The sequence below is a fragment of the Nonlabens tegetincola genome, from assembly GCF_002117085.1.
Classification (GTDB): domain Bacteria; phylum Bacteroidota; class Bacteroidia; order Flavobacteriales; family Flavobacteriaceae; genus Nonlabens; species Nonlabens tegetincola.
Genome location: NZ_CP019342.1, coordinates 45,881 through 63,262, shown reverse-complemented (window position 1 = coordinate 63,262; position 17,382 = coordinate 45,881). Strand labels below are relative to the sequence as shown.

General features: G+C 34.4%; 15 protein-coding genes and 2 tRNA genes. 9 read left to right on the top strand and 8 right to left on the bottom strand.

Annotation, left to right across the window (positions count from 1 at the left end):
- Positions 1-14: 14 nt before the first annotated feature.
- A complete protein-coding gene (locus tag BST91_RS00355) occupies positions 15-1,145 on the bottom strand; it encodes a tetratricopeptide repeat protein (RefSeq protein WP_085774086.1) in 1,131 nt (376 codons plus the stop codon).
- A 41-nt stretch (positions 1,146-1,186) separates the two neighbouring features.
- Here BST91_RS00355 and BST91_RS00350 point away from each other — a divergent pair, with 41 nt between their 5' ends.
- A complete protein-coding gene (locus tag BST91_RS00350; protein WP_085774085.1) occupies positions 1,187-1,711 on the top strand; it encodes a dihydrolipoamide dehydrogenase in 525 nt (174 codons plus the stop codon).
- Positions 1,712-1,770: 59 nt separating this feature from the next.
- Here BST91_RS00350 and BST91_RS00345 read toward each other — a convergent pair whose 3' ends face one another.
- Positions 1,771-2,583 (bottom strand): Cof-type HAD-IIB family hydrolase, encoded by an 813-nt coding sequence (locus BST91_RS00345; protein ID WP_085774084.1) that lies wholly within the window; start codon positions 2,581-2,583, stop codon positions 1,771-1,773.
- A gap of 170 nt (positions 2,584-2,753) precedes the next feature.
- On the opposite strand from BST91_RS00345, the gene BST91_RS00340 reads away from it, so the two are divergent.
- Positions 2,754-2,827 (top strand) — tRNA-Asp (locus BST91_RS00340).
- Between the two features lie 250 nt (positions 2,828-3,077).
- Positions 3,078-4,163, top strand: a complete 1,086-nt coding sequence (locus BST91_RS00335) for a heparan-alpha-glucosaminide N-acetyltransferase domain-containing protein (RefSeq protein ID WP_085774083.1) — start codon at positions 3,078-3,080, stop codon at positions 4,161-4,163.
- A 52-nt stretch (positions 4,164-4,215) separates the two neighbouring features.
- On the opposite strand, the gene folE is transcribed toward BST91_RS00335, so the two are convergent.
- Together folE and BST91_RS00325 are read right to left on the bottom strand one after the other, a co-directional pair.
- Positions 4,216-4,923, bottom strand: coding sequence for a GTP cyclohydrolase I FolE (gene folE / locus BST91_RS00330; protein WP_085774082.1), 708 nt, complete (start codon positions 4,921-4,923; stop codon positions 4,216-4,218).
- A gap of 278 nt (positions 4,924-5,201) precedes the next feature.
- Positions 5,202-5,283 (bottom strand) — tRNA-Leu (locus BST91_RS00325).
- 111 nt (positions 5,284-5,394) lie between these two features.
- Here BST91_RS00325 and BST91_RS00320 point away from each other — a divergent pair.
- Positions 5,395-6,780: a dipeptidase gene (locus BST91_RS00320; RefSeq protein ID WP_085774081.1), complete on the top strand. Its 1,386-nt coding sequence runs from the start codon at positions 5,395-5,397 to the stop codon at positions 6,778-6,780.
- 90 nt (positions 6,781-6,870) lie between these two features.
- Here BST91_RS00320 and BST91_RS00315 read toward each other — a convergent pair whose 3' ends face one another.
- On the bottom strand, positions 6,871-8,322 hold the full coding sequence (locus BST91_RS00315) for a cell wall anchor protein (protein ID WP_085774080.1): 1,452 nt from the start codon (positions 8,320-8,322) through the stop codon (positions 6,871-6,873).
- A 392-nt stretch (positions 8,323-8,714) separates the two neighbouring features.
- Between BST91_RS00315 and BST91_RS00310 the strand changes: the two genes are divergently transcribed.
- Positions 8,715-9,080: a BlaI/MecI/CopY family transcriptional regulator gene (locus tag BST91_RS00310; RefSeq protein WP_042277225.1), complete on the top strand. Its 366-nt coding sequence runs from the start codon at positions 8,715-8,717 to the stop codon at positions 9,078-9,080.
- 2 nt (positions 9,081-9,082) lie between these two features.
- Positions 9,083-10,792 carry a M56 family metallopeptidase gene (locus tag BST91_RS00305; RefSeq protein WP_085774079.1) on the top strand — a complete coding sequence of 570 codons (1,710 nt, stop codon included), beginning with the start codon at positions 9,083-9,085 and terminating at the stop codon, positions 10,790-10,792.
- A 94-nt stretch (positions 10,793-10,886) separates the two neighbouring features.
- On the opposite strand, the gene BST91_RS00300 is transcribed toward BST91_RS00305, so the two are convergent.
- Positions 10,887-11,726 carry a hypothetical protein gene (locus BST91_RS00300; protein WP_085774078.1) on the bottom strand — a complete coding sequence of 280 codons (840 nt, stop codon included), beginning with the start codon at positions 11,724-11,726 and terminating at the stop codon, positions 10,887-10,889.
- 244 nt (positions 11,727-11,970) lie between these two features.
- On the opposite strand from BST91_RS00300, the gene BST91_RS00295 reads away from it, so the two are divergent.
- Entirely contained in the window at positions 11,971-13,071 is a 1,101-nt protein-coding gene (locus BST91_RS00295; protein ID WP_085774077.1) for a DUF4407 domain-containing protein, read from the top strand.
- A gap of 81 nt (positions 13,072-13,152) precedes the next feature.
- Positions 13,153-13,839, top strand: coding sequence for a hypothetical protein (locus tag BST91_RS00290; RefSeq protein ID WP_085774076.1), 687 nt, complete (start codon positions 13,153-13,155; stop codon positions 13,837-13,839).
- Positions 13,840-13,845: 6 nt separating this feature from the next.
- On the opposite strand, the gene BST91_RS00285 is transcribed toward BST91_RS00290, so the two are convergent.
- Positions 13,846-14,874, bottom strand: a complete 1,029-nt coding sequence (locus BST91_RS00285) for an App1 family protein (protein WP_085774075.1) — start codon at positions 14,872-14,874, stop codon at positions 13,846-13,848.
- A 19-nt stretch (positions 14,875-14,893) separates the two neighbouring features.
- Positions 14,894-16,129: an ABC transporter permease gene (locus BST91_RS00280; RefSeq protein WP_085775649.1), complete on the bottom strand. Its 1,236-nt coding sequence runs from the start codon at positions 16,127-16,129 to the stop codon at positions 14,894-14,896.
- Between BST91_RS00280 and BST91_RS00275 the strand changes: the two genes are divergently transcribed.
- Positions 16,110-17,378 carry an exo-beta-N-acetylmuramidase NamZ family protein gene (locus tag BST91_RS00275; protein WP_085774074.1) on the top strand — a complete coding sequence of 423 codons (1,269 nt, stop codon included), beginning with the start codon at positions 16,110-16,112 and terminating at the stop codon, positions 17,376-17,378. The two genes, BST91_RS00280 and BST91_RS00275, sit on opposite strands and share 20 nt — an antisense overlap.
- The last annotated feature ends 4 nt before the right edge of the window (positions 17,379-17,382 follow it).

The window sequence follows — 17,382 nt, the reverse complement described above, 5'->3', positions numbered from 1 at the left end:
TTACAATTAGTTTACTATTCCTTAGCCTCCATAAAATCTATCTTTCTCAAATCGCTCAATCTGGCTTGTGCCATTTCTTTAAATGAGCTTTTTGGGTGTGCTTTTATGAAGTTCTCGTAGTATTTGATAATTGTTTTTTTGTCTTTGAAATATTCATCTGCGGCGATGACTAATTGGTAATGTACAAGATCATCGTTTTTATTTTCTTGATAAGCCTTCTTTATAAAATTAAAAGCCTCTTTTTCATTGCGCTGACCTCTGTAAATGGTAGCCTTTTGTAAAAACTCATTTGACAAGGCCGGTCTACGAATTTCAATAGATCTATCTATCATTTCATGGGCTATTTCCCAGTTTTCCATTCTAGAATATGCCTTAGATAAATAGAAGTAAGATAAAGCACTTTCCTTTTCAAACATTTCGATATATTTTTTGAGCCACTCTATTGATTTTTCATATTGTTGCGATTCAAAATAAGCAATACCAATAGTTCGTGTCGTATAGTCTGTAACCTTACCATTTTGAATTAATAATTCAAGTTCATCAACTGCATTATCATACAGCTTACTATTGTAAAAAGCCTGAGCTAGATATAACCTTGCTTTATTATTCTCAGGATGTTTTTTTAATACCTCTCGAGCATATTTAATGGCATACATTTCATTACGTGTTTTAATATAAGAGGCTATAAGTGCATAGTAACTATTTAGATAATCTTCATTTAAAGCAATAGACGTTTTAAATGATTCGGTAGCTTTTTCCTCGACACCTAATTCTTGTTGCGCTTTTCCTAGGTAATAGAAATAAGTAGCATTTTCTGGAAAACGTTCTGTCAAGTTTAAAAAAAGAGTGAAGGCTCTTGCTGGATTATTTGACAATTCTATTTTCCCCAATTGAAATTGCGCTTGAACGTGTTTAGAGTCTCTTAAAATAGACTGAGAAAGGTAAAAAACAGCTTGCTCTCTATTTCCTAGTTGCTGGTATATACGCCCCAATTTATAAGCAGAATCAGCATCTTCTTTTACCTGGTATAAGGGAATTGCTTTTTTAAATTCACCTGCCTCGTACAAGCTGTCAGCTTCACTTTGTGAGATGGAAAAATTGATATTAAAAACACAAACAAGTAAAAGAAATATTAGATTTTTCATTTTTAGGCACGCTTATTGAAGAAAGATAAGAAACTTTTACCATGAAAAAAATAATACTTTTAGTAATTGCAGCAGTAACATTTGCAGCATGTGAAGGACCACAAGGTCCACCGGGTTTTGATGGATTAGATGGAGTTAATATAACAGCCCAGTCATTCGAAGTTACAACTGACTTTTTTGCACCAGAATATGCACAACTAATTCCTTTCCCAAATAACATTCAAACTTTCCCAGATGACATGGTACTTACGTATTTATTGTGGGATGAAGTTCCAGGAAATAACGGCGGCACTGTTGATGTATGGCGATTACTACCACAAGTATTGTATACTGATTTTGGTGAGTTTCAATATAATTATGATGCAACAAACGGTGACGTAGAGTTGTTTATTGACGCTCCTGCAACGACCGATTTGTCGCAGCTTGCTCCTGCAGACTTACAAAATCAGACATTCAGGATTGTAATTTTACCTGTGGAATTAGCTGGTACTGTTGATGTAACCAATTATCAAGAAGTAATGAGCGCAGCACAATTATCTACTAATGATATTATAGTAATCGAATAGTAATTGATTGCACAACCTATATGAAAAGGCGGTCTTCACCATGTGTGAGGCCGCTTTTTTTATTTGAACAAACGAGAATTTTTTATTAACCAATTTGCAACACCATCTTGTTTATGATGGTCAGTAACTTCGACAGCAACCTCTTTCACCTTGTCTCTTGCGTTATCAACCGCTATCCCATAACCAACTTCTTTAATCATGGTAACGTCGTTGTAATTATCTCCAAAAGCAACAACCTGCTCAACAGTTATGTTGGAAAAATCGTGCTTTAAAAGCTCCTTCAATGCTTCTATTTTGGAAATTCCATTTGGTGTTATTTCGGTATACGTGTTTTTTGATCTGTATAAGTGTACGGGTAATTTTTTAGATTCCGCTTTCGCGAAAGCGAGATCCATAAACTCCTCGTCACCCATCAACATTATTTTATGAGCACCACCTTTATGTCTAGTCTGATTGAAATATTCTAAAGTACGCCCGTAATCCTGAACAACTGGCTCTACCTTTGTATTATTGATTTCTCTATTTGCCCAGAAATCCAACTCAGGAACAAACCACTCCTTACCTCTATAAATACTACAATGTAAATTATGTGTTCTGGCAATTTCGACAAAATCAGAAATGGTATTAAAAGGTATCGTTATATCCACAATTGACTGATCCTTTGAGATTACAAGCGCTCCATTGTAACAAATCATGGGATGATCTGTAATTTTTAAATCTTCTTGTAGGTGAGTCATGGCTTGAGGCATGCGTGCAGATATCAAAATTTTAGGAATATGAAGATCTTTAAATGCCTTTATAGTTGAAGATGAAACCTCTCGATTATCATTCAAAAGAGTCCCATCTATATCTGTAGCTAATAATTTTATCATAGCGTAAAAGTATCTAATCACCTTTAAACAAAGCTGTTTAGAATGCTATCTTAAGGTTAAAAAATAAATTAATTGAAAAAAGTAAAAAATTGTTTGTGCAAAACTAAAAATGAGTATATATTTGCAACCGCTAAAGCAGAAAGCTGCAATAGCAAAGTTCTTTAGAACACGGTCTGGTAGTTCAGCTGGTTAGAATACATGCCTGTCACGCATGGGGTCGCGGGTTCGAATCCCGTCCAGACCGCTTTTCTTTTTAAAAGAAAACAAATCAAGTTGTGTGGTCTTCAATTTGAAGACAGAAAGTGTGAAAACACTTTGTGAGAAGCTTTTCCAAAAGGAGAGGCTTTTTTGTTTTACGGCTATTTTGAATTGAATCCATTTCTATATTTTATTCCACCGATTACAACACCTTTAAAACATTGAATATTCTAGACAGTACTTTGGAGTTAATGTTTATCATTAATTTTGCTATACATCAACTATTAAACTAATCGGTGAATCCTAAAAGAATATTCTTTATTGATGCAGTAAGAGCATTTGCTATTTTAATGATGTTACAAGGGCATTTTATCTCTACCTTACTGGCGCCAGAATTTCATGTACAAGGCAACTTTTTTTACGAGATATGGAATTATTTTAGAGGAATAACCGCGCCTACCTTTTTCACTATCTCAGGATTAATATTTTCATTCCTTTTGTTAAAATCTAAAAAACAAGGAATATCGAATGAACGCATAAAAAAAGGGTTTTATAGAGGTTTACTTTTAATAGGAATTGGCTACTCTTTACGCATCTCTTTATTTACCTGGCTAGATGGAAGACTAGGCACCAATTTTTTACGAGTAGATGTTTTACAGTGTATAGGTCTATCACTTATTATTACTGTAGGATGTTATTATCTAGTTCTTAAAAATTCTCTTGTTTTTTCCCTTATTCAATTTATTCTGGGTGTAAGCATCTTTCTACTAGAACCATATTATAGAGAATTAGATACCAGCCAGCTGCCAGTTTTTATAGCCAATTATTTATCAAAAAATAATGGTAGCATCTTTACCATTTTGCCTTGGTTAGGATATATGTCCATAGGTAGTTTTATTGCCTCCATTTTTTATAAATATCATTTGAAAGAAAAGTTCAAGTCCGTATTAATTATCGGATTTTTTGTAGTAGGTATTTTATTGATCTATCACTCTAGCTGGTTTTTAATGATACTATACCGCACAACTGACATTGAGCTATTTAAATCGGTCGCCTACTACAATTACCTTATTACTAGATTAGGAAATGTTTTTATTCTTTTCGGTACTTTTTATGCGCTCGAAAGGTTTTTTAAAGATTCTAAGCTTTTGATAATTGGGCAAAAGACTCTTTCTATATACGTTATCCATTTTATAATTATTTACGGGTCTTTTACTGGTTTTGGATTGCATCAATTGATAGGTAAAACATTAAATCCGTACACTGCTATTATTGGAGCGTTTACCTTTATACTTATCGTTTGTGCTCTGGCATTATACGGTGCTCGCACCAATAAATTTTTATATTCAAAAGCTAGAGAATACTTTAAAACAAAGTCATAAAAAAAACTTCCCTCGGTAAAGGGAAGTTTATATTATTAACGACTCAATTATTTTATTGATTGTAAATGTAATTTTGGAGCTGTCTTATTTTTTCATCATCATTAAATTTGCCTCCATAAAAGGCAGTAACGGTAGACGACGTATCATCCTTAACTCCTCGAGAAGAAACACACAAATGTTTAGCATCTATCACAACTGCAACATCTTCTGTATTCAGAATCTCTTGTAGATCTGTACCTATTTGATTTGTCAATCTTTCTTGAACCTGTGGACGCTTTGCATAATACTGTACAATTCGATTAAGTTTTGACAAACCTATCACCCTGCCAGATGAAATATAGGCCACATGAGCTTTTCCTATAATTGGAACAAAATGATGTTCACAGTTGGAATAAAAAGTAATATTCTTTTCAACCAACATTTGATTGTATCGATACTTATTATCGAATAAGGCGATTTTAGGTTTATTTGCAGGATTAAGACCTGAAAAAATCTCGTCTATATACATTTTGGCCACTCTTCTAGGTGTTCCTTTGAGTGAATCATCAGTAAGATCAAGACCCATGACATCCATAATTTGAGAAAACAAATTGGCAATCTTATCCTTTTTCTCATCATCACTCATCACAAAAGCATCAGCTTTCATAGGTGTTTCCATTCCAGTAAATAAGTGATCATCTCCTATTTCATCAAAGGTTAAATTGTTAAGTAGATTATCATTAGTAATCAACTCATCAACCTCAAGTTCTTTGTTTTTCATACGTTTTAATTCCAGTGAGTTTTAAAACTCCAGTTCAATTAATTTTATCTAAAGATAGTATTTTGTTTAATTTATAATGTTAATTATTAAACAATTTATAATCCCATAGATTAGTAGTAAGAATTTTACAAACTTACATATACATAAATCAAGCCAATTATTCAGTAGCCAATAATTGGTGATTTACTATAAGATATATTGAAAACTAGATGAAATTAAAACTGCAACAGCAGATATTTTACATAAAAAAAGCCCGCTTAAAGCGAGCTTTTCTTTTGTGCGGATGACAGGAATCGAACCTGCACACCTTGCGGCACTAGATCCTAAGTCTAGCGTGTCTACCAGTTCCACCACATCCGCATTACTGATAGTACCCTTACGGGACGGCAAATATACTAACTTTTCACATATTACAAATTCTTTCAGATAAATATTTTACCTCTTCCTTATCTTTACCTAAAACAACAACACATGAACACTAAACCTTATATAGAAAAACACAAGGATAGATTCATAAATGAATTGATTGAACTACTTAAAATTCCGTCCATTAGTGCTGATCCTGCTTATAAGAATGACGTGATAAAAACTAGTGAACATATCAAAAAGTCGCTTGAGGATGCTGGTTGTGATCTAGTAGAAATTTGTGAAACCCCAGGATACCCAATCGTCTATGGAGAAAAAATAATAAATCCAGATCTTCCTACTGTTTTGGTTTACGGTCATTATGACGTACAACCACCAGATCCTATTAATCTTTGGGACAGTCCGCCATTTGAACCGGTAATTAAAAAAACTGAGCTTCATCCAGAAGGAGCAATTTTTGCTCGTGGTGCTTGCGATGATAAAGGGCAAATGTACATGCATGTAAAGGCGCTTGAATATCTTACTGCAAATAACGAGTTGCCTTGTAATGTGAAATTTATGATTGAAGGTGAAGAAGAGGTAGGAAGTGAATCTCTAGGTTGGTTTTTAGAAAACAACAGGGAAAAACTAGCCAATGATGTCATTTTAATCTCTGACACAGGTATGATATCAAAAGAAGTTCCTAGTATCACTACAGGTCTAAGAGGATTAAGTTATGTAGAAGTAGAAGTTACGGGACCTAATCGTGATTTACATTCTGGCCTTTATGGTGGTGCAGTAGCAAATCCTATCAACATTTTGTGCGATATGATAGCACAATTGCATGATGAGAACAACCACATTACTATACCTGGATTTTATGATAAGGTCGAAGAATTAAGTAAGGAAGAACGTGCCGAAATGGCCAAAGCTCCTTTTTCACAAGAGGACTACAATAAAGCCCTAGACATAGCACAGGAACACGGTGAAAAAGGATACACTACAAACGAACGTAATAGCATACGTCCTACTCTAGATGTGAATGGTATTTGGGGTGGCTATACTGGTGAAGGTGCAAAAACTGTCATTGCAAGCAAGGCCTATGCAAAAATTTCAATGCGACTAGTCCCAGATCAAGATTGGAAGGAAATCACCGATCTTTTTCAAAAACACTTTGAAAGTATTGCTCCTAAAAGTGTAAAAGTTAAAGTTTCACCTCATCACGGTGGTACTGCCTATGTTACCCCAATTGATAGTATAGGATACCAAGCAGCTAGTAAAGCCTATGAGGATACTTTTGGCAAAACTCCTATACCACAACGCAGTGGTGGATCTATACCTATCGTAGCTTTATTTGAAAAAGAATTAAATAGCAAATCTATTCTTATGGGATTTGGATTAGACAGTGATGCTATCCACTCACCTAATGAGCATTTTGGTATTTGGAATTATTTAAAAGGGATCGAAACAATCCCACATTTTTATAAACACTTTGCAACGATGAGTAAATAAATCACATATAATTGCATTAAAAATCCCATTCACTCACTGAATGGGATTTTTTTATTAACGCTTTCGCGAAAGCGAAATATTTGAAACTATTTATCGTACACTAATGTTCTCTGAAAAGACAACGAGTGTATCATTTCCTGAACCGGTCAACCTATCAGCGAAAATCTCGATCCTATCGTCTGGCTCAAGAGTTAATATCCCATTCAAAGCAACATTTTGAATTTGAGCATCGTTAGCAATTTGAACCACACTATTAGTTTCTAAAACGATACTACCGTTTTTTGCAATCGCAAAGGCGTAGAAATCATTCGTAGCACTAGTAACACGAATGCTAAGCGAAACATTTACCTGAACATTTCTTCTTTTTTTACCTTCATAAATCAGGTCATTATTATTATCCTCGGCTCTAAATCTAAAAAGGTCGGTTGCCACAAAATCAGTAGCATTTTTAATTTGTACAGGAGCACCACTAGATATAGTCTGTGAATAACCTGTCGTTAACGTACCACTATAATAAATGTTTCCTGTTGCTACCTGATCGGACTCAAAGGGTATACCAGAACAATTTACATTCCAGTCTTTTGTGAAGCTAAATCCCGTATAAGAACCTGTAGTATATCCATCAACAAATTGTCCATCACCTACAAAACTTAGTTGAGATAATGTGGCATCGTTTACAATGGTAGGATTTGTGCTTACATCAATTCCAATCTCAGTTCCGTTGGACTCTATACGACCACCATTCATTTGTAAATTGCTAAAAGAACCTGTAAGCTCCATGAATGTACCTGTATTTGATTGTGTCCAGAAAATATTACTTACAAAGAAGTTAGTAATATTATTGATAGTAAATCCATCATCGTTATCAAGATACTGTGTTACGCTAAAAAACACCGTACTCAAACCGTTTAATGTCCCAACCTTACTGGCATTGGCAACAATAGTATTGTTAATAAGTAATAATTCTCCAGCAGTTGCATTGATATCAAATATTTGTGTTTTTGTTCCAGCTGGTAAAGAGCCTGAAAGTGTTAAATTACGCAATCCACCACCCTTAGTACCTTCAAATAGACTACCGCTAGAAACATTAATCAAAATATCTTCAGATGAATCTACTCCTTCTACATAGGCTCCGTTCAAATCAATAGGAAAGTCAACCAATATCGCACCATTAATTTCGTAAAGAAAATTAGTATTAAGAAGATACTTAGTACCACCACCAGCTATCAATTCATCCGACAGGTCGTCAATACTTTTTACCAATTTGTAATTATCCCTTAATTGCTTTGAACCTAAAGAAACCCAAACAGTACCGTCAAAATACTGGAAAGCATTTAAATCAGTATCAAAAACTAATAATCCCGTTGCTGGACTTGTAATAGCATCCCGTTGGGCAGTAGTCATTCTAGGTGTGAGAAGACCTTTATCAACTGAATCTATATCCAGCATCGCACTAGGGTCTGGAGAATTAGTATTTATACCTACTTGTGAGTGAGCTATACTAACCAACAGTAGAAAAAACAGAAAAATAATTTTATTCATTACAATTGAATTTGAGTTAATTAAAAAAATAATGAATTCGACCGCAAGAATAATTCAAATTATAATTAATTTAACGATGGGTAATCTTTTTTAACAAAAATTAGGTCGTTTATCGATAATAAGTGCATTACAATTTTTCTTCTATCTCTCAAAGGAACGGCATCCTATAAGACAAGAGCTTGATATTGAGGCAAGCCTAGCTCTATAGTTAATTATTACTGAATTATATATTATTAATATCGACTTCGTAGAATACGTATTACATCGACAATGAAATTCGATTTAATCACAACCTGGTAAAATTTGTCACTAATTTCATAAAACATACTTCTACACTTGTAGAATTAAAATTTATTTCTACATTTGTAGAGTTAATTCTAATTATGTAGAACATGAAACTGTCAAAAAGTGAAGAAGAACTAATGAATCATCTATGGGAACTTGACAAAGCCTATATGAAAGATTTATTAGAAAACTATCCAGAGCCTAAACCAGCAACAACAACCGTTGCTACCTTATTAAAACGAATGACCGATAAAGGTTTTGTAGGTTTCAAGCTTTTTGGTCGTAGTCGTCAATATTATCCACTAATTAAAAAAAGTGATTATTTCTCTAAACATGTAAATGGCTTGATTAAGAATTTCTTTAATGACAGCGCTTCACAGTTTGCCTCTTTTTTTACAAAAGAGACGAATCTAAGCCAGGAAGAATTACAGGAACTACGGGATATTATAGATAGTCAAATTAAAAAGAAATAGTTATGGAACATTACCTTATCAATAGCACTGCTTCTTTATTTGTACTATGGTTGTTTTACAAACTTACTCTTGAAAACAGTTCATGGCATCATGTTAAAAGATATTACTTGCTTTTAGCAACAATTTTCTCTTTGTTAATTCCATTTGTAGTTGTAAACACAGTCGTTGTTTCAGTTGATCGTGCATCTGCTTTTCTAGTAGAGCAACCAATAACAGATTTACATAATGAGCAACCAACTGAAACCTTCGATTGGACCGCAGTTCTATTATCTGTTTATGCAGTTGGAATTCTCATCATGTCATGGCGATTTGTAAAAAACATCATCAGATTTAGGGTTGAAAACGAAGATGAGATTAAATCTTACAATAACTATCAATTAATACTTCGTCATGCATTTACAGTCCCACATTCTTTTATCAATAGAATATTTGTATCTAAAAATCAGTATGCTAACGATCAAATACCTGAACTCGTTTTAGAACATGAAAAAGTACATTTGGACCAACGTCATTCCATAGATGTTTTGATGATCGAACTGTTATTAATTCTTCTATGGTTCAATCCCGTTTTATACCTTTTACGATACTCTATAAAATTAAATCATGAGTTTCTTGCCGATAAAGCTGTATTGGACCAAGGTGTAGACACCACAGAATACCAAGAAACACTTTTGAATTATAGCCAGCATAGTCATTATACCTCACTAGCTAACACCTTTAACTTCCCAATCATTAAAAAAAGATTCCGCATTATGAAAACTAAAACATCTAACACCAGCTTATTCATTAAATCAGTTGCCTTAATTCCAGTACTTGCTATTTTAATAATCAGCTGTGGAAAAGAGGAAACTAAATTTCAGGAAGTTGAGCAAGTAATTGAAGAAGTAGAAGTACCTGAACAAAACAAAAAGATAATTGTCGTAGATGCTAACACCACAGAAGGCTATCTAAAAATAGATAATGAAGACTATCTCTATAAAATCAATGATGATCAAATAAACATTTATAACAAATTCGGAGAACTACAGGATTTTGAAAAACAAGGATATACAGTGTCTAAAGAAATCATTGAAGAAAAAGAAGTGACTGAGGAGTTAGGCAATCTAAGTGCGATAGAATACATAAATCAACATAAAGAAGAACTCAACTATTACTTAAGAAATGATCAAATAGATGCAGATAATGCGATTTCCATCATTGAAAAAGTAGGTCAAAATGGTGTTGAAATAAGTCCAGACAGCAATGGAATCATGTCTATAAAAATCCTGGAAACGAATGATAATAAGAAACTATTGCCACCACCGCCGCCACCGCCGCCATTGACTAAATCAGGTTATATTAAAGTAGATAACAAAATACATTACTATACAACCAAAGATAATGACGGTAAATTATATGACAGAGATGGTAATGTCATTGACATTAAAAACAAAAGAATTGAACAAATAGATCCAAAGGATTTACCGCCACCACCGCCACCGGCGCCAGATTATGAAGACTTGGTAAAATACAATTTGTGGGCAAAAGAAATCAATGCAAAAAATAAACTAGCTACTGAAAACGGTAACGCTGAATACCCAATAGTTAAATTAAAGGAAGTGGAAAAATATAAGGCTATCTACAATAAACTAACCAAAGCTCAAAAAGCAAATGCCCAGCCATGGCCCAACTTACCACCACCGCCACCTGCTACGAATAATAAAGAGTATTAATGGAGATTGAATAGATTCATTACAATTATGTGACTGGAAAATAAGTTTATTCTATTAGCATACTAGTTGACGAAATACAATAACAAAATAGTCATTAAAGCTTAGTAATGACTAAACCAAAATTATTTACGTCACAACTATTTCCAGATGTATTATTAGATCGAGTATAAGCCATCCTAATTTTTCCTCCGTTTGCAACAAATGTAGCTAACTGATAAAGAAAAATTGTTTCACTAACGTTTGTTACTCGTCCACCACCTCTAACAAGAGGAATGGATTTTTGAAAAATGACTATATCATTTCCGTTACCAGGAATATCATCAGGTCCAATATCTATTTGTACTACAATGACACCGTTATTTTGATTAGGTGTAGCATCAAATTGTAATCTTAACAAAATCATGTCTCCTAATCCAACAGAGGTTAATCGGGAATTCGTATCATCATAAAAATCCGTATAACCGTAACCATTAGGAGCGTAAGAGTCAATCGCAGTATCTAAAGCATTAGAAAAATCTAAATCTATATTTGAAAAATTAGAAAAATCAGTTAAATCTGGCGAATTAACAAAACTTAAATTAGTTGTATAGTCTCTATCATTCAGTGCTACCCAGCCAGTATCGGATACGTCAGTTTTACCAACTTGACACCAGCTAGAACCGGTCCAATAATAAAATCCTGGAAGAACAGCATTCCCACCCGTATTAGCGGTAGATGTATTGTAAACCAACATTCCTTCTTGGGCAACACCTAGTCCGGATATCGTAGTTATATCATCTGCGCCTGTTAAGGCTACACGATTAATTAAAACTCCAGAATCACCACCATTAATGTCAAGTGAAGACAATGGGTCGGGTGTTGATGTGTTTATTCCAACTTGTGCAACGATTAAGTTAAATATGAATAAAAATATTAATAGAGTAATTTGTTTCATAGGGAAGAATTATAATTTTAAGGCATTGCAATATACATTTGCTATACCTTATGTTAAAGTTAATAGAATCATAATTATTTAATCACCGTTGAAAACACAAAAAAAAGGATTAAATGATTTCAAATAGATCGTTATTATTAATAATTAAAATTGATATACAATTTATCTATTAAAATTACTTCATGTAACATTCCACAATTTCAAGCGTTTATAAGATAACCTCAACTTGTAAACGCTTTTTTTTATGCAATCCTTTTTCATATTCTGCAGCGGCGCCGATGCCGATCTCCTAGACCAGTGTACAGCTGGTGAACGTAACAAATACGCCGGTATAGGTGCCACCGTTTTCTTTACCGCTCTTATGGCATTTTTTGCTGCGAGTTATGCGCTCTTTACCGTTTTTGATAATTACTGGATTGCGGGCTTTTTTGGCTTTATTTGGGGCTTACTCATCTTCAACTTGGATAGATACATTGTTTCTACCCTAAAGAAAAGTGATAAAAAAATTAATGAAATATGGCAGGCAACACCACGTATATTATTGGCCATTATAATCGCTATGGTGATTTCAAAACCGCTTGAACTTAAAATCTTTGAAAAAGAAATTGATCAAGTCTTGCTAGAAGAAAAAAACGCGATGACACTAGAAAATCAGGAGCAAGTCGCTGCCTTATATGAGGTTGAGGAATCCGCTTTCGCGAAAGCGATCCAAGATCTAAAACAAGAGATTACAGATAAGGAAAGTGAAGTAAATGAACTCTACAACACTTACATCGCCGAAGCAGAAGGACGAGCAGGAACAAACTTGCTAGGTAAAGGTCCCGTTTACAAGGAAAAACGAGAAAAACACGATGCAGCTCTTGCAGAATTAACAGACCTAAAAGCTATTAATGCAGAAAAAATTGAGGCGCTAGAAACTCAAATGGCCACGCTCGCAGAACAAGAGAAAGCACAAATCGCAAGCACTCAACCCATCATAGACAAATTTGACGGACTTATGGCTCGTATTGAAGCATTAAATCAATTACCTTTTATTACTTCATTTTTCATCTTTCTACTTTTCCTAGCCATCGAAACATCGCCTATTATAGCCAAACTTCTCTCACCAAGAGGTGAATATGATTTAAAGTTAGAAGAACGACTAGCAGTAGTGGAGAATTGGGTAGCACAACAACGTCAACAGCATGCCATCTTGTTACAAACTGATCGCGAAGTAAACAATAGAGTTTATGCAGATATTGCCGAGGAGGACGCCCTATACAACCATCGTAAACGTGTAGCCCGAGAACTTATGCAACAACAAGCAGATGCGTTTTATAAGAAAAATAAAAAGGTACTTAGTTAACGCTTTATAAATGGTTCAAAACTTCCTAGTAAAAAAACTAGGGATGTTCTTAGCTTTAATAAAACACTTTGAATTACAATCATGCAATCTATTAAAACTAAAAAACCATGTAAAAGTGCGAAATGGGATCTAATGGATTCTAGTACAAAAGGCAAGTATTGTACATTATGTTCTAAGGATGTTCACGATTTTACTAAACTAGATCGTAATCAAATTGTCAACCTCATTAATGAACAAAAAGAATCCGTTTGTGGCTTATTAAACACCAATCAAATCTCTAAATCAAAGAGAAGGAATTTACAGTCCATTTCAAAATATGCAGCTATATTAACGCTTCTTTTTGGCTCTTCTGATATTAAAGCAACATCTTATGTTGATGACTCAAAAAATTATAAAAATCTATTCTACTCAACCAAAAAAATTAATGTTCCGCATAGAACCTTAATAATTCAAGATTCAATCCTAATAAAAGGTAAATTAATTGAAATTGAGACCAATACACCAATTAAAGTTCTTTTAAAAATTGAAGAACTAAAATTATCAATTGAAAGCGACACGACTGGAAGATTCGAAATCCCTATCGCTAAGAACTTTACTAAAGATTCGATTGAGCTATCAATTACTTCTTTAGGTTATCATAAAAAAACAATTAGAATACCTATAAAGGCACACAGCGAGACAGTTATTGAATTAGAACCGGAACTCTATTTAGGTGAAGTAATTATAGTTAGAGAAAAAAAATGGTGGCAATTTTGGAAATGGTTTTAACCAATTTTATACAATCCATCCATGTTGTCTAGCGTGTTTTACTGCTTCATTTGACTCTTCAACTAGGATCATAGGACAAATGGTAAAGGAGTCTGCAATGGCTTTTACTCGCGCCATTTTCTTACTGTGTTTCACTGATCTTAAATAAATAGTTAAGATTCTATCAGGGAACTGTTGAGCAACCTCTTTATAATAATCTGCATCATGCTCGCCGCTATCGCCTATCAAGATAAATTTGAGATCGGGATAATGTTTTAAGATATTAAGTAATTCATGGGCTTTATGTGGCCGTTTAAGCTTTGGCGTGCGATCCCAAGGAGTAGGAAAATCTCTTAATAAAATAGGCCCTTTTGGAAATCCATGAAAATCCAAAAACTTTTCTAGATACTTGTATAGATTCCACGGACTATTGCTCAAATAAAACATAGGATTGTGATCATTTCCTCCCATACCGCGATGTAGCAATTGATACAAACTGGCAGCACCTTTTAAAGGCACACGCCTATCATAATTTTTAAAAAAAGTATTGAAAGCAACACGCATTTTCAAAAAACTAGTCACACCAGTATGCATGATGGTATCGTCGATATCACTTATAATTCCGTAAGAAGAAGTTTCTTTAGGGATTAAAATCTCACCGCTAAATCGGTTGATAGCAATACGCTTTTGAATTTTTGCTTTCGCGAAAGCGGCATTATCCTCGTGAAAACTTACTACGACAGGCAAGTAACCAGACTCATCTACCAGATCGAGCAAATTGTAATCAACCTCTAAATTGAATAAAAAGTATCCTTCATGATCGGCTCGCGTTTCAAACTTATCACCGTTTGATAAGGTTAACACTACTAAAGCATTGCGAATTTCATCGGTAGCAAAAGTGCGCCAGGTGTTACGTAAGGTTTGATAGAAGGTTTGTTGTTCATAGTGTTTAAGAGGTTGATCCTCAAGTGCCCTACCACGCACGTATAAGTGATGCTCGCCGCCGTAAGTACGGTAAACATCTAGAATCCAAGGATCTCTTTTGAACAACGCCATTGTGTGAATTTAGATAATCTTATTCAAATCTCATGGCTTTTACCGGTGATATCTTACTAGCGACGTAACTAGGCAACAATAATGATAACAGGCAAACTACAAATGTTCCTGCATTTAGTAAAAGGACATGGTACCAACTTATGTACACAGGTGCCTGTGTAACGTAGTAATTTTGTGGGTCGAGAGTTATCGGGCTGAAGAAATATTGAACAGCTATTAAACCTATTCCTAATATATTGCCTATTATCAATCCTTGTAAAACAAGGTTCATAGCATTGTATAAGAAAATTTTACGCACGGTCCAATTGCTGGCGCCTAGAGATTTAAGAACACCTATCATACGAGTACGATCCAAAATAAGCACTAATAACGCTGTTATCATATTTATAATTCCTACAACCAGAATGATTCCTATAATCCCATAAATATTTGAATCTAACAAACTTAACCACTGGAACATACTTGGGAATTGCTGTGTGAGCGTTCTTGCATTAAGGTTAAAAGGCGTTTTAGTTTGTATGAATTTACCTACGTCATCTAATTGATCAAAATCTGCAATAAACACTTCAAAATTACCTACCTCATCCTCGTTCCATTTATTGATTTTTTGAATATGACGTAAATCTCCTAGAACAAATTTAGAATCGTATTCCTCTAGTCCACTGTCATATATACCTGAAATCACAAACGCCTTAGCTATTGGAGTAGATCTATCTGACCTCATAAAGAATGTAGGAGCTTTATCTCCTACCTCAAGTTGCAATCGTCTAGCAATATCGTCAGAAATCAATATTTCTTTGGATGCTTTATCAGTATCTAAATCAGGAGCTTGTCCCGAGATAATAAAATCACTAAAGTATTCCCATTTATAATCAAGCCCTATTCCTTTAAATATTATTCCTTCAAAATCCTTTTCAGTACGAATCATGGCACCTTTAGTGGCTACAGCTTGTATGTGCTCTACTTGTGGTGCTTCATTAAATTTAGGATAAAAGTCTTGATGAATACTTATAGGTTTTACTGTTGTGATAGAATTATTTCTGTCAAATAAAGCAATGGTAACATGACCATTAAAAGCACTCACTTTTTCCTTTATTTTTCTCTGTAATCCAACTCCAGTGGCTATAGCAATTAACATTACGATTACACCTATTGCGATTGCTGCTATGGCAATTTTAATTATAGGTGCACTTACACTATTTTTATAAGCGGTACTACTTTGTATTCTTTTAGCTATGAAATATTCTAAATTCAAACTCTCTTTTTCTGCAATCAAATATAGCGTTTTACTGCTTTTACTAGTGTTTACAAACTGCAAACCTAAGGTAGAAAAAGTCGTTGCCATAAATGACACTGCGATTGAAACCGCTGTTGACTCATTGATAAGTCCTACCTATCCCAAACCTGCTGCAGATCGTATTGGAATTTGGGGTCGCGGCTTTATAAACAAAACCGTTGCTGTAGTAGGCAATCAAACCAGCGTAGTTCAAAAAATTAAAGGTCAGGACACCACTTATGTACATCTTGTAGACACTTTACTATCGCTAGGAGTCAAAGTAAAAAGGGTGTTTGCTCCAGAACATGGGTTTAGAGGAACTGCCGATGCTGGCGCAACCATAAAGGATGGAATTGATGCAAAAACAGGTATACCAGTTATATCGCTTTATGGAAAAAACAAACAACCTAAAGACGAACACATCACCGATGTGGATTTTGTCATTTTTGACATTCAAGATGTAGGCGCTAGATTTTATACCTACATAAGTACTTTACATTATGTAATGCAAGCTTGTGCAGCAAACGATCGAAAGTTATTCGTTCTAGATAGGCCTAATCCCAATGGACATTATGTCGATGGACCTATTTTAGAAAAAGAACATCAAAGTTTCGTCGGCATGCATCCAATTCCGGTTGTACATGGAATGACTATTGGTGAATATGCTCAAATGATCAATGGTGAAGGTTGGTTAGATTATAAGTTGCAATGTCCTTTGTCTATTATTAAAATGAGTGATTACAGCCATGACAGTAAGTATTCAATACCCATAGCTCCATCTCCAAATTTACCCAACGACAAATCCATCAATTTATATCCTAGCCTTTGCTTTTTTGAAGGAACAACGGTTAGTGTAGGTAGAGGTACGGATAAACAATTTCAAATTTTTGGAGCTCCTTATTATAAAAATGATTACGAGTTTTCCTTTACTCCACAATCAAATCCAGGAGCACAATATCCAAAACATGAAAATAAAACTTGTTACGGTATGGATTTACAAGAGAGCAAGTCATTAAGCAATCTAGATCTTGAATATTTGGTTACCGCTTACGCGAAAGCGCCCAACCAAAGTGAATTCTTCAACTCCTTCTTCACCAAGCTCTCTGGAACAAAAAAGCTGCAAGAACAGATTCAAGCTGGCTTAACACCTGAGGAAATTAGAGACAGTTGGCAAAATGACCTTAATGCATTCTTGAAAATCCGTAAGAATTATTTACTATACCCTTAACTAT